Source organism: Streptomyces sp. P9-2B-2, assembly GCF_030406865.1.
GTDB lineage: Bacteria > Actinomycetota > Actinomycetes > Streptomycetales > Streptomycetaceae > Streptomyces > Streptomyces platensis.
Genome location: NZ_CP129126.1, coordinates 3498992 through 3512996, shown reverse-complemented (window position 1 = coordinate 3512996; position 14005 = coordinate 3498992). Strand labels below are relative to the sequence as shown.

Here is a 14005-nt window from a genome sequence, read left to right as displayed (position 1 = left end):
CGGGTTGTCGCGCGCGTGAGTACCCTTGGCTGTTATGAGCACTGTTGAGCCCGAGCGCGGGGCAGGTACGGGGACCCTCGTAGAGCCGACACCGCAGGTGTCGCACGGCGACGGCGACCACGAGCGCTTCGCCCATTACGTCCAGAAAGACAAGATCATGGCGAGCGCGCTCGACGGTACCCCCGTCGTCGCGCTGTGCGGCAAGGTCTGGGTCCCGGGTCGCGACCCGAAGAAGTACCCGGTCTGCCCCATGTGCAAGGAGATCTTCGAGTCCATGGGCGCCGGTGGCGACAAGGACAAGGGCGGCAAGGACGGCGGCAAGAAGTAGCCGCGGCGGACCGTGCCCCCGGGCCGGTCCTGCCCCTCCGTCACGCAGGAGCACGGCCGCGCGCCCGGCCGTACGCGCTCAGCCCCCGCCATGGGCACAGCAGAGCCGCAGGACATGGTCCTCGTCCTGCGGCCGTGGCGCCCCGCCTCGGGTACGGGCCCGGATCCCTCGCGGACCGGGCCCGTCCGCATGCCCGGCCGCGCTTCCGGGTGAAACGGGGGCACGGTCCGCAACTGCGTCTTGGGCCGGGTGAACGGGCGACATCGCGGCGCCCCGGCGCACAACCGCCCGTGGGTGTCCCGGAATTGCCCGGCCCGGGTTTAGGTTTTCCGCGTACTCCTACAGCCGGAACGGTCCCCGGCCGCCCGGCACGGTGAAGGACGGACGCTATGCCGGATACGCACCCCACCCCCACGGCACCGGGCGGCGGCCTGGTCCCGGCACCGCTGAGCATCGACGGGCCCGGCCGCGGCACCGTCCGGCTGGGCGCGGACACCGCGTTGGCGGCCGGGCCCGGTACCGACGACACCGCGCGCTGGCTGCGCGACACCCTCGGCGCGGCCTTCGGCCTGCCGCTGCCGCCCGGCTCCGGCACGACGCCGGACACCCTCGCCCTCGCCGTCGACCCGGCCCTGCCCCCGGAGGGCTACCGGCTGGCGGCCGACGCCCGTTGGGGCGTGCGGATCACCGGCGGCGGCCCGGCCGGCGTCTTCTGGGGAGCGCAGACGCTGCGGCAGCTCCTCGGGCCGTACGCCTTCCGGCGGGCGCCGCTCGCACCGGGCCGCGCGGCCGTCCTGCCGGAACAGACCATCGAGGACGGTCCCCGTTTCGCCTGGCGCGGGATGCTGCTGGACGTCGCCCGGCACTTCCTGCCCAAGGACGGGGTGCTGCGCGCGCTCGACCTGCTCGCCGCCCACAAGCTCAATGTCCTGCACCTCCACCTCACCGACGACCAGGGCTGGCGGATCGAGATCAGGCGCTACCCGAAGCTGACCGAGGTGGGCGCCTGGCGGGAGCGCACCAAACTCGGGCACCGGGCCTCCCCGTTGTGGGACGAGCGCCCGCACGGCGGCTACTACACCCAGGACGACCTCCGCGAGATCGTCGCCTACGCCGCCCAGCGGCATATCACCGTCGTCCCCGAGATCGACATCCCCGGACACTCGCAGGCCGCCATCGCCGCGTACCCCGAACTCGGCAACACCGACGTCATCGACACCACCTCCCTGAAGGTCTGGGACACGTGGGGCGTCAACCCCAACGTACTGGCCCCCACCGACACCACCCTGCGGTTCTACGAGCACGTCCTGGACGAGGTCCTCGGCCTCTTCCCCTCGCCGTTCGTGCACATCGGCGGCGACGAGTGCCCCAAGGACCAGTGGCGGGCGTCCGCCACCGCCCAGGCGCGGATCGCCGAACTGTCACTGGCCGACGAGGACGCACTGCAGAGCTGGTTCATCCGGCACTTCGACCGCTGGCTCACCGAGCGCGGCCGGCGGCTGATCGGCTGGGACGAAATCCTGGAGGGCGGACTGGCCCCGGGCGCCGCGGTCTCCTCCTGGCGCGGCTACGCGGGCGGTATCGCAGCCGCGAAATCCGGCCATGACGTCGTCATGTGTCCCGAGCAGCAGGTGTATCTGGATCACCGTCAGCACGCCTCCCCGGACGAGCCGGTGCCGATCGGCTTCGTACGGACCCTGGAGGACGTCTACCGCTTCGAGCCGGTACCACCGGAGCTCACCGCCGAGCAGGCCGCGCACGTCCTCGGCACCCAGGCCAACGTCTGGACCGAGGTCATGGACGGTCAGCAGCGCCTCGACTACCAGGTCTTTCCCCGGCTGGCCGCGTTCGCCGAGGTCGCCTGGTCCCGGCTGCCCGCCCCGGCCGCGCGCGACTACCAGGACTTCACCCGGCGGATGGCTGCCCACTACACCCGCCTCGACTCCCTCGGCGTCGATTACCGGCCGCCCGGCGGCCCCCTCCCATGGCAGAAACGCCCCGGCGTGCTCGGACGCCCGATCGACGGGGCGCCCCCAAACGTGTGAGCCCGGTGGCAAGGCAGGCGCTCGTGCGGCCGGACCCTGGGACGGTGGTGCGGTACGGCGGTTCCCCCGCGCCGCCGCACCGCACCACCGCAACGACGACGGTGTGCGCCCCGCCGGACGCCTCCGCCGACGCACCGAAGCGCAGTTCCGCACCGCCGGCGGCGGACGAAACCGGACCAGCGGCCTGTTCGGGGACGGATCGTTCCTTCGTGGACCCTCGCGCCGGGGGCCCGGGAAGATGTGCCAGAGTTGCCACGTCCGGGCTGTGAGCACGTACCGTACGGCGGAGCGGAACTGCCGGGACACCGGGGAAGGGGCAGCTGGCTTGACCACGCACGCACCGCACGCGTCGCACACGGTGACGTTGCCGGACTCGCTCGACGAGGCGGTGGCGGCGCTCACCGCCATGCCCGCCGCCGTGCCCGTCGCGGGCGGCACCGATCTCATGGCGGCGGTCAACGCCGGACTCCTCAGACCCGCAGCCCTGGTGGGCCTCGGCCGGATCAGCGAGATCAGAGGCTGGCAGTACCTGGACGGCCATGCGCTGCTCGGCGCCGGCCTCACCCTCGCCCGTATGGGACGCCCCGACTTCGCCGCCCTGATCCCCGGACTGGCCGCCGCCGCCCGTGCGGCCGGCCCGCCGCAGGTCCGCAACGCCGGCACCCTCGGCGGCAACATCGTGACCTCCGCCCCCACGGGCGACACCCTCCCGGTGCTCGCCGCCCTGGAAGCCACGGTGATCATCGCCGGCCCCGGGGGCGGCCGCCGCGAGATCCCGGTCAGCCATCTGCTGGCCGGCCGGGAGATGCTGAGCCCCGGCGAACTCGTCGGCTTCGTACGGGTGCCGCTGCTGCACGCCCCGCAGGCCTTCCTCAAGGCGACCGGCCGCACCGGCCCCGGCCGGGCCACCGCCTCCGTCGCGCTCGTCCTGGACCCGGCCCGGCGCGGGGTGCGCTGCGCGGTGGGCGCGGTCGCCGCCATGCCGCTGCGGCCCCTGGAGGCCGAGCAGTGGGTGGCCTCGCTCATCGACTGGGACGGCGAACGCGGCCTGGTACCCGAGGCGCTGACGGCCTTCGGCGACTATGTCGCCGCCGCCTGCATCCCGGACCCGGCACCGCCCGAGGACGGTTCGGAACCGGCCACCCTGCCGCCCGCTGCCCTGCACCTTCGCCGTACGGTGGCAGCCTTGGCCCGCCGCGCACTCGGGAGGGCGCTCTCATGAGCGAGCGCAGTGCGGGGGCCGCCCCGGTCGGAGACCGGTGGATCGTCAGCGAAAGGTGCGCGCCTCGCGGATGCGAGGCCGGGCGAAGTGAGGGCTCGGCATGAGCGACGCAGACAACCGCCATCCGTACCAGCCGCACCCTGACCAGGGCTGGCAGCCGCTGCCCCAGGGCGGCGAGTACGAGTCGGAGGCGACGGCCTTCGTACAGCTCCCGGAGGGCTTCACCACCGGGGTCTACGGCGGTGGGTCGCCCCGGTACAACACCCCGGGCCCCGAGCCGCTCGCCGCACCCGGCCATGGCTACACCCCGCCGTCCTCCTTCGGCTCGCACCCCGCCAACCCGTCGCTCGAGGACCCGGGCGCCGACCCCGCGTCCACCGCCCAGTGGACGATGCCGTTCGCGGACCCCTCGGCCGGTTACGCGGACCCGGCCGCCGGATACCCGGCCCACACGGGACACGCACCCCACCACGACCCCTCCGCGGGCTACCAGGCCGGCGCCCCCGAGGGTGCCCAGCCATGGGGCGGCGACGCCGTGGACTGGCCCGTGGCGGGCAGCCCGGAGGCGGGTGCCACCGGCTCCTGGTCGGTCCCCGCTGCGGCCGACGACGGCCTGGAGGAATCCGGCGAGTACCTGGTCGGCGAGGACGGTCTGACGGGCCATACGGGACTTACGGGCGGCCACCCGGGCCTCCCCGGCCATTCGAGCCATCCCGGGCATCCGGGCCATCCGGGTGTTACGGGGCACGGTGCCGCCGACAGCTACCACGGTGGCGGATACCCGGGCGCCGATGCGTACGGCGACGCCGGGAACGCGGCGGACCCCGGCGAGTCCGCCCAGACCGGGCACTGGAACTTCACCGCCGGGCTGAGCGCCACGAGCGCGCCGGAGACGCACCCCGGGGAGGCGCAGGACGCCGCCCACGGCGGCGCGGTGCACCACGACCCCTTCAGCGGCCCCGCGGGCGACCCGTACGCGCACGAGAGCGGTCTCCCGGGCCACGGCGGCGAACTGCCCGCAGACGGCGGCCCGTCCACCGGCGACCCGTACGCCATGGGCGCGGGCGGCCGGAACGACGCGGCCGGCGACGCGACCGGACACTGGTCGCTGCCCGCCGACGCACTCGCCCAGTGGCCGCCGCCCGCGGAGACGGCGCAGCCGTCGCACGACGCGGCACCGCACCCGCAGGAGACCGCCGACCGTCCCGACGGGGCGGCGGACGCGACCGGCGGGGGCGGCTGGACGATCCCGGTGGCCGAGGACGAACCCCGGGAGCACTCCGGCGAGTTCACGCACGCCGACGCGGTCGGGCGGCCCGCCGCACCCGCCGCCCAGGAGGCCGACGGCCCGGCGGACGCTCCCACGGAGACCGCGGAGACTGCGGAGTCCGCTGCGCACCCCGGGCACGGCGAGCCCGCGGACCGCACCGGCATCACCGACCCGGTGGACGCCACCGGCGAGCGCGCGGAGCCGTACGACACCGCCGCCGACGCGGCCGGTTCCCCCGGCGCCGCCACAGCCGAGCACGATGCCGACCGGGCCCCCGCCGCTCCCGAGGAGCCCGCAGAGACCGGGGCAGCCACGGGGGCCGACGCGGGCGCCGAGGACCATGCCGGCCTCGTCGAGGGGCTCGCCGCCGCCGCGCAGACCTCCGACCTCGCGGCCGACCCCGGCTTCGACGACCACGACGAACACCCCGCCTCCTCCTACGTCCTGCGCGTGAACGGCATCGACCGGCCGGTCACCGACGCCTGGATCGGAGAGTCGCTGCTCTATGTGCTGCGCGAGCGGCTCGGATTGGCCGGCGCCAAGGACGGCTGCTCACAGGGCGAGTGCGGAGCCTGCTCCGTCCAGGTGGACGGCCGCCTGGTGGCGTCCTGCCTGGTGCCCGCGGCCACCACGGCGGGCAGCGAGGTCCGTACCGTCGAGGGGCTCGCGGACAACGGAGTGCCCTCCGACGTGCAGCGTGCGCTCGCCGCGTCCGGGGCGGTGCAGTGCGGCTTCTGCGTACCGGGGATGGCGATGACCGTCCACGACCTCCTGGAGGGCAACCACGCCCCCAGCGAGCTGGAGACCCGCAAGGCGCTGTGCGGCAACCTGTGCCGCTGCTCCGGCTACCGGGGCGTGCTGGACGCCGTCGGCGAGGTCGTCAAGTCCCGTGCGGAGGCCGCCGAGGCCGGCTATGCGCCCGTGGACGAACCGGACGGGGCGGCGCCCGCGGACACCGCCCGTATTCCCCACCAGGCGGGCCCCGCCGACGAAACGGGCCACGCCCCGCACGACCAGGACCGGCACACGGGAGGCTCCGCATGAGCGAGCGCAGCATGGGGGTCCCCCCGGCCGGAGGCTGGGGGAACATCGGGGAGCGGCGCGCGCCGAGCGCATGCGGGGCCGTGCGAAACGAGGTTTCGGCATGAGTGGCACGTCCGACGGCGCGGGCGCCGTCACCGCGACCCCCGCGGCGGGTGTCCCGATCCCCCTCGAGCCGCCGCCGCACGGCCTGGGCGTCTCGCTGCCGCCCGCCGACGCGCCGGCGAAGACCGAGGGCACCTTCCCGTACGCCGCCGACCTGTGGGCCGAAGGGCTGTTGTGGGCCGCGGTGCTGCGCTCGCCGCACCCGCGCGCGCGGATCCTGTCCATCGACACCAAGCACGCGGTGGAGATGCCGGGCGTCCGCGTCGTCGTCACGCACGAGGACGTCCCCGGTGACGCGGGGCACGGGCGGGGCACCGCCGACCGCCCGGTGTTCGCCAAGGACGAGGTCCGCCACCACGGTGAGCCGATCGCCGCGGTGGCCGCCGAGCACCCCGACACGGCACGGCTGGCCGCCGCCGCCATCGCCGTCGAATACGAGGTCCTGGACGCGGTCACCGACCCCCAACTGGCCTTCGAGGCCGAGCCGCTGCACCCGGACGGCAACCTCATCCGGCACATCCCGCTCCGCTTCGGCGACCCGGATGTCGTGGGCGAGGTGATGGTCGAGGGGCTCTACCGGATCGGCCGGCAGGACCCGGCGCCCATCGGGGCCGAGGCCGGGCTCGCGGTGCCGCGCCCCGATGGAGGCGTGGAGATCTACACCGCCTCCACGGACCCGCACACCGACCGCGATCTGGCCGCCGCCTCCTTCGGCCTCGAACCGGAGCAGGTCAAGGTCGTGGTGACCGGCGTCCCCGGCGCCACCGCCGACCGCGAGGACCCCGGCATCCAGCTCTCGCTCGGCCTGCTGGCGCTGCGTACGGGCTGCCCCGTCAAGCTCGCCGCCACCCGGGAGGAGTCCTTCCTCTCGCACGCCCACCGCCACCCCACGCTGCTGCGCTACCGCCACCACGCGGACGCCGACGGCAAGCTGGTCAAGGTGGAGGCGCAGATCCTCATGGACGCCGGCGCCTACGCCGACACCTCCGCCGACGCACTCGCCGCCGCGGTGTCCTTCTCCTGCGGCCCGTACGTCGTCCCGCACGCCGTCGTCGACGGCTGGGCGGTGCGCACCAACAACCCGCCGTCCGGTCATGTGCGCGGCGAGGGCGCGATGCAGGTCTGCGCCGCCTATGAGGGCCAGATGGACAAGCTGGCCGCCCAACTGGGCCTGGAGCCCGACGAGATCCGGCTGCGCAACGTCATGGCCACCGGCGATCTGCTCCCCACGGGGCAGACCGTGACCTGCCCCGCCCCGGTCGCCGAACTCCTGCACGCCGTCAAGGAAGCACCGCTCCCCGAGCTGCCCAAGGACGCGCCCGAAGCGGAATGGCTGCTGCCGGGCGGGCCCGAAGGAGCGGGCGAACCGGGCGCGGTACGCCGCGGCGTCGGCTACGGGCTGGGCATGGTGCACATGCTGGGCGCGGAGGGCACCGACGAGGTCTCCACCGCGACCGTCAAGGTCAGCGGCTCGGCCGCCACCGTCATCTGCGCCGCCGTCGAGACCGGCTCCGGGTTCTCCACGCTGGCCCGGCAGATCGTGCAGGAGACGCTCGGCATCGAGGACGTGCAGGTCGCGGGCGTCGACACCGACCAGCCGCCGGCCGGAGCGGCCTGCCACGGGCGGCACACCTGGGTCTCCGGCGGCGCCGTCGAGCGCGCCGCCAAGATGGTCCGCACCCAGCTGCTCCAGCCGCTGGCCCACAAGTTCGGGATGTCCACCGAACTGCTCCAGATCAACGACGGCAAGATCACCTCGTACGACGGCGTGCTCAGCACCACCGTCGCCGAGGCCCTGGACGGCAAGGAACTGTGGGCCACCGCCCAGTGCCGGCCGCATCCGACCGAGCCGCTGGACGAGAGCGGCCAGGGCGACGCGTTCGTCGGCCTCGCCTTCTGCGCGATCCGCTGCGTCGCCGATGTCGACATCGAGCTCGGCACCATCCGGGTCGTGGAGATGACCGTCGCCCAGGACGTGGGCCGGGTGCTCAACCCCCGCCAGCTGCGGGCCCGTATCGAGGCCGGCGTCACCCAGGGCATGGGCGCCGCCCTGATGGAGAACCTGCGCACCACCCGCGGTCAGGTCCGCCACCCCGACCTGACCGGCTACGCGCTGCCGACCGCCCTGGACGCCCCCGAGATCCGCATCGTCAAACTGGTCGAGGAGCGCGACGTGATCGCCCCCTTCGGCGCCAAGCCCGCCAGCGCGGTCCCGGTCGTCACCTCACCCGCCGCCGTGGCCTCCGCGGTCCGCGCCGCCACCGGCCGCCCCATCGGCCGCCTCCCGATCCGTCCTCAGGCGGCGGTGGCACAGGTGGCGCAGCAGTAGGAGCAGTAGGGCGGGGCGGGGCCGGCGGTTGGGGTCGCGCCCCGTTGGGGGATGTGGCTGTCGCCGGGTGGGCTTTGGTGGGGCTTTTTCCTGTTCGCTTGGTGGGCGGGTGGCTTCGGGGGATGTGACTGCCGGGCGGGCGTTGGCGGGCTCTGCTTGTTCGCTTGGTTGCGGGTGGCTTTGGGCTCTGCGGTGCGTCGCTCCGGCAGGTCGCCACGACCTGTGCCGCGTTCGAGGCTCGCGGCTCGCCCTTGGGTTTTTCCCCGCCGCCCACCCGCTGGTTTGGTTTTTCCCCGCCGCCCACCCCCCTTCGGGGGGTGGGCGGGTGTATGTGGGTCGGTTTCAGGTGGCGCGCGCGTGCGTGGGGGCTGGGGCGTGGCGGTGCGTGGGTGTGGCCGGGGCGTGGCGCGGATCGGTGTGAGTGAGCGGCTGCGTATTCGTTCGGGGGCTGGGTGGGTGCTCGTGCGTGCGTTCTCTGCGATCGGGGGATGACCTGGGGTTTCACGTTCCGTCACGGTGATTGTCAGTGGGGTCACTTAGAGTGATTTCCGGTGGGTGCGATGGCGACGCGTGAGGGGAGGGAAACGGCCTTGTGGGGGCAAAGTGCTTGCGGAGGACGGGAATTGGAGGATGCTGGGGCGGCCGGAGTGGGCGCCGGGCTGTCGTGGGGATCGCGGGGAGCGCAGGGGTTCGCGAGGTCGAGGGGGAGCGGGATGCCGCAGGAATGGGCGGGGGAGTCCGGGCGGGACCGGGCTGTGGAGCGGTACGTCCAGGAGTTGTTGGTGCGCCGGCCGGGCAGCCGGCCCGAGTTACCTGCCACGCTGCTGCTGGGGCCGCGGGGCAGCGGTAAGACGACGGTGCTGCGCCATCTGGCGGACTGGGCCCGGCGGGCGCCGGTGGCCCGGCTCGATCTGGCGGCGCTGGGCCAGGAGGGCCGTAAACCGATCGATGTGCTGGCCGCGTTGGTCTTCCAGCTCAACGAGAAGAAGAGGGACTTCGCCCGGCTGAGCTTCCCGGCGTTCGGGCTGCTGACGATCGCGGTCGCGGCGCGGATGGACGCGGCCGACCGGGACGCCGCCGTACGGCAGATGGAAGAAGCGCTGGTCGGGCCACCGGGCAGCCGCTCGGAGGTGATCAACCAGCTCGCCACGTACGCCGCGACGGTCCTGGGCGCCCCGACCGCGGTCACCGCCGCGCTGCCGCTGCTGCCGGAGTGGCGGCGCCACTGGGTGCGGCTGCGGGTGCGCTGGCAGCTGGCGCGTATCCGTCGCCGCAGCCGTGGCGGCGGTTCCGTCGACGGCTTTCTGGTCGACCTCAACCAGCGCTACGGCGACCGCGAGGCGGCCGAGCGGCAGCGGGCCGAGGCGGTGCTCTTCGACGCCTTCCTGGACGATCTGCGGCGGGCGTACGGCTCGCGGGGCGGCGACAAACGGCGTACGACGCAGTGTCTGGTGCTGCTGGACAACGTCGACAGTCCACTGGGCAACGACTTCCTCAAGGCGCTGCTGGATGCCCGGCGGAAGGCCGGGGCGGCCGATCCGCTGCTGGTGCTCGCCACCGCCGGGAGCTATCCGGCGGCGCTGGAGGGCTTTGCGTTCGGCGGGCCGCGCCGCCCCGGTGCGCTGCCCGGCCGGTGGCCCGCGCAGGAGGAGCGGTTCGTTCCGGAGCAGGTCGTGAAGGGGCTGGTGGTGGGCCGCTTGCGCGATCTGGTCCGGCACGAGGTCGAGCAGCAGGCCAAGGAGGCGCTGCGGTCGGCCGGCCGCCGGGTGCCGGTGCCGGCCGCCGACAACGGTGTGCAGTGGCTGGGCTGGGTGGTGCATGAAATCACCCGTGGCCATCCGGCGGGCACCGCACAGCTGTTGGCGGCCCTGCTGGAGTGTCCGGCGGACGCGGGCTGGGAGGCGCGGCTGCGGCAGGTCCTTCAGCCCTCCTCGGAGCTGGTCGACGCCCTGCTGGAGCGGTTGTTGCCGATCGATGCCAGCGGCGAGCTGATGCAGGCGCTGGCCCGGGGCGCGGCCGCCGTCGACCTGGCCCAGGCGCAGGCGGGCCGGGTCCTGTGGGACGAGTCGAGCGCCCGCGTCCAGGAGGAGTTCAACGACTTCTGCACGGACGTGCTGCGCACCATGCATCTCGACAGCGGCGACGAGGAGTTCGACGGCCGGACGGAAACGCCCCACCCGCTGCTGCGTCTGCTGTTGTTGCGACGGCTTGCCGCGGTCCCCGAGCCCGATGCCGCGACTGGTGGAGCGGCCGGGGGCGGTGACGGGGCGGCCGGTGCCCGGGGGCGGCGGGCGGTGCATGCCGCGCTGCGGGACCGGGCGGCCGCCGCGGGGGAGGAGGCCACCGCCGCCTATCACGCGCTGGCGGGCGGCGATCTCGCCGTGGCGGCCGCCTATCTGGACGACGCGTTCGGCCGGGTCGAGCCGGAGGAGTGGTGCGCGGAGCTGTGCCGGTTGCGGCGCGCCCCGCTCGCCGGGGCCGCACCGGTCCTCGACCAGCCGTTGTGGGAGCGCTACGAGCGGCTGGTGGAGCACCTCGGTGAGGGCGCCGTGGAGCAGCGGCTGCGCACCATCACCCGCCTGCTCGCGGCGGTCTGGATCGGCCCCGAGCCGCCGGACGATCCCCGTACGGACCGGGTCGGCGATCCGTATCGCGATCCGCTCGGCGACCCCGGGGCCGAGCTGTACGGCGAGATCCAGGCCCGCTTCCACACCCTCGCGGTGCATGCCGACAGCGTGCCGTGGACCTCGGCGCTGCTGCGGAAGGCGAAGCAGTACGGAAAGGAGCCGTGGCTGTGAGCACCCGTGTCTTCGAACCGCCCCGGCCGCCGCGCCGCTGGGGGCTGTGGATCATCTCGGTGCTGGTGGCAGCGGCGGTCGTGGTCACCGGCGTGGTGCAGATCGTCGAGACGAACGGACGGTGCGGGGAGGGCGTCCGCGAGACGGCCGACGGCGAATGCGTGGGTGTCACGGACGGTGCGTACGCGTTCGGGAACATGAAGGCGCTCAGCGGCAGGATCCGCGCCGAGAACACCAGGGTCGCCAAGTCCGGGGAACCGTCGGTCACCATCGCCTATCTGGAGGCCATGGCGGGCGGTTCCGCGGACCGCGGGCCGGAGGCCACCCGGCAGGCCGTCAGCGGCGCCTACCTCGCCCAGCGCACCCTGAACGCCGAACGCTCGACCCTCCCCAAGATACGACTGCTGCTCGCCAACACCGGCCGCGGCGACCGCCATTGGCGCCCGGTCGTCGACCAGCTCATCGCCATGAAGGGCAAGGAACATCTGGTCGCGGTGGCGGGCTTCGGGCAGAGCAACGACCGGACGATGAGCGCCGTGAAACGGCTGCGCGCCGCCGGGCTGCCGATGGTCGGGGCGACCGTGGCGGCGGACGGGCTGAGTTCCCGTACAGCCGGGTTCTACCGGGTCTCCTTCCCCAACCGCGACCAGACCGCGGCCGCCGCCGGCTACCTCAAGGAGCAGCAGCGCAAGCACCCCGGCTACCGCGTCCAGGTGATCCGGGACGGCAACGAGAAGGACGACTACAACACCTCGCTCTACGAGGACTTCTCGGCGGCGGCACGGCGCGCGGGCCTCGACGTGGACGACGAGGTCATCCCGTTCCGCTCCGGGGAGGACGAGGAGGCGACGGCGGGCAACGCGCTGTCCCTGGTCGCCGACAAGGTCTGCGGCGACCCGAAGCCGCCGGACGTGGTGTATTTCGCCGGGCGGGGACGGGAACTGCGCCGGTTCATCGAGGCAGCCGGCGAGGGCGGCCGGCACTGCCGTACGACGGTGCTCTCCGGCTCCAGTGCGCTGGGCGTCTACTTCGACACCGGAGGCGACCGGCACCGCGCCGAACTCGCCACCCTCGCCGAACGCTGGAAGGACAGCCAACTGACCGTCTACTACACCGCCTTCACCCACCCCGCGATATCCAAGGAGGTCTACGGCGGCGCCGGGAACGGCCCGTTCACGGACTTCGAGCGGGCCTACCGCGAAGAGGTCGGCGGCCCCACCACCGACCTCGCCAGCGGCCAGGCGATGCTCGGCCATGACGCCACGTACACCATCGGCAAGGCGGCCCGGAACGCCGTCGGCGTCTACGGCACCCGCCAGGTCACCGCCCGAATGGTCCTGGCCCTGCTGGAGCAGACCAACGGCAGGTCCCGGGTCCGTGGCATCAGCGGCTACATAGCCTTCGACCCGGACACCGGCGAGCCGGTGGAACGCCCACTGGCGCTGGTGGAACTACGCCGCCCCACGGCCACCGGCGAGGCCGGTGACATATACCGCTTCGTGGACGGGCTGTCCGTCGGCCGGTAGCGGCGAGGCATGGGGGCGGGGTGGAGCCGGAGGGCGGCGGAGCCGAGCGCGATGGGCGCGCCGGGCGCGTCCGGAGACGGTCCCCACGGGGGTTGGGGCCGCCTCCGGACGTCGCACGGGGTCCCGTGCGGGGCACGGGACCCTGCGGTGCGTGGAGGCCGTGGCGGGATTCGAACCCGCGTCACTCGCTTTGCAGGCGAGCCCCTGAACCACTCGGGCACACGGCCGGGGGTGTGGTGCTGTCCTGACTGTAGGCCGCGGGGTGGTGGGCCCGGCAAGGGTGTGGGGCGGGGTGCCATGAGGCTGCAATGTGGGGAAACGGGGCGCAACACGCGGCAATGTGAGGCAACGCGCGGCAGCGCGGACCGGTACGGGGCGGAGTGGGGCCGACGTGGGCGGTGTGGGGCCTTCGAGGGCCGTCGGGGGACGGGAGCTTGGCGGGGCGGGGGGGCTTACGTTGCGTGGAGGAAGGTCTCCACCAGTTCGGCGAACAGGGGTGGTTCGTCCACCCAGGGGTAGTGGCCCACGCCGTGCAGGGGGTGTACCTGTGCGTCGGGGAACGAGGCGGCGACCAGTTCGCCCGCTTGCATGCCGGTCACGCCGTCCCGGTCGCCGGTCACCACCAGCACCGGGCAGGTCACCTCACGCAGGCCGGTCAGCAGGGTCAGCCGCAGTTGCTCGTCCACGCCCTGCCAGAAGCCGGCCCGTGGCACCGGTCCCAACTGCTCGCCCTCCGTGGCGGCATGGGCCCGCTGGGGCTCGTCCCAGCGGCCGTAGGCGAGCGGTGCCGCGGCGAACAGCAGCTCCCGTACCTCGCTCAGGTCGGTCGCCTCGGTCAGCTGCTCCAGCGCCGCCGAGGCCTCCGGCCACCACTCCTCGTGGCGGCGGGCCTCGAAGATCTCCCGTGCGTCGTCGGGGAGTTCGCCCTGCAAACGGGAGCCGGGGCAGACCAGCGCCAGCCGGGTCAGCCGCTGCGGATACCCCGCCGCGTACGCCTGCGCGACCGCGGCCCCCGCGTCGTGCGCGAGCAGCGCGAACCGCTCCAGGCCCAGATGCGCCCGGAGCGCCTCCAGATCCTCGGCGAGCTGCGGGAAGGCATAGCGGGCCGGGTCGGCGGCGGCCGGGGAGTCGCCGGTGCCGCGGCTGTCGGGAACGATCAGCTGCCGGTGTGCGGCCAGGCCGCCGAGGTCGCCCAGATACGCGGCGTCCCGCCCGGGCCCGCCGGCCAGGCACACCAGGGGCGGCAGGGGGGAGTCGGCCGGGCCGAGCACGCGGTAGTGGAGCTCGACGTCGTCGTACGAAGGGAAGTGCGGCATACGGACAGCCTGCCCGATGTGTGGC

General features: G+C 74.0%; 8 protein-coding genes and 1 tRNA gene. 7 read left to right on the top strand and 2 right to left on the bottom strand.

The features are described from left to right. Window positions 1–34: 34 nt before the first annotated feature. From QT196_RS15300 to QT196_RS15270, 7 genes are all read left to right on the top strand, one after another. Window positions 35–328 (top strand): DUF3039 domain-containing protein, encoded by a 294-nt coding sequence (locus QT196_RS15300; RefSeq protein ID WP_078568732.1) that lies wholly within the window; start codon window positions 35–37, stop codon window positions 326–328. 389 nt (window positions 329–717) lie between these two features. Continuing rightward, entirely contained in the window at window positions 718–2373 is a 1656-nt protein-coding gene (locus tag QT196_RS15295; protein WP_266731314.1) for a beta-N-acetylhexosaminidase, read from the top strand. Window positions 2374–2698: 325 nt separating this feature from the next. Then, window positions 2699–3595: an FAD binding domain-containing protein gene (locus QT196_RS15290; protein ID WP_085928300.1), complete on the top strand. Its 897-nt coding sequence runs from the start codon at window positions 2699–2701 to the stop codon at window positions 3593–3595. A 100-nt stretch (window positions 3596–3695) separates the two neighbouring features. Then, window positions 3696–5909, top strand: a complete 2214-nt coding sequence (locus tag QT196_RS15285) for a 2Fe-2S iron-sulfur cluster-binding protein (protein ID WP_266731311.1) — start codon at window positions 3696–3698, stop codon at window positions 5907–5909. 100 nt (window positions 5910–6009) lie between these two features. After that, complete coding sequence (locus tag QT196_RS15280) at window positions 6010–8340, top strand: xanthine dehydrogenase family protein molybdopterin-binding subunit (RefSeq protein ID WP_168479338.1); 2331 nt, start codon at window positions 6010–6012, stop codon at window positions 8338–8340. A 713-nt stretch (window positions 8341–9053) separates the two neighbouring features. Continuing rightward, window positions 9054–11138, top strand: coding sequence for an ATP-binding protein (locus QT196_RS15275; RefSeq protein ID WP_290355080.1), 2085 nt, complete (start codon window positions 9054–9056; stop codon window positions 11136–11138). After that, window positions 11135–12664, top strand: coding sequence for an ABC transporter substrate-binding protein (locus tag QT196_RS15270; protein WP_290355079.1), 1530 nt, complete (start codon window positions 11135–11137; stop codon window positions 12662–12664). Before QT196_RS15275 ends, QT196_RS15270 begins: the two co-directional genes overlap by 4 nt. Before the next feature lie 152 nt (window positions 12665–12816). On the opposite strand, the gene QT196_RS15265 is transcribed toward QT196_RS15270, so the two are convergent. Continuing rightward, window positions 12817–12891, bottom strand: a tRNA-Cys gene (locus QT196_RS15265). Window positions 12892–13116: 225 nt separating this feature from the next. Continuing rightward, window positions 13117–13980: an alpha/beta hydrolase gene (locus tag QT196_RS15260; protein ID WP_168479334.1), complete on the bottom strand. Its 864-nt coding sequence runs from the start codon at window positions 13978–13980 to the stop codon at window positions 13117–13119. Window positions 13981–14005: the final 25 nt, after the last annotated feature.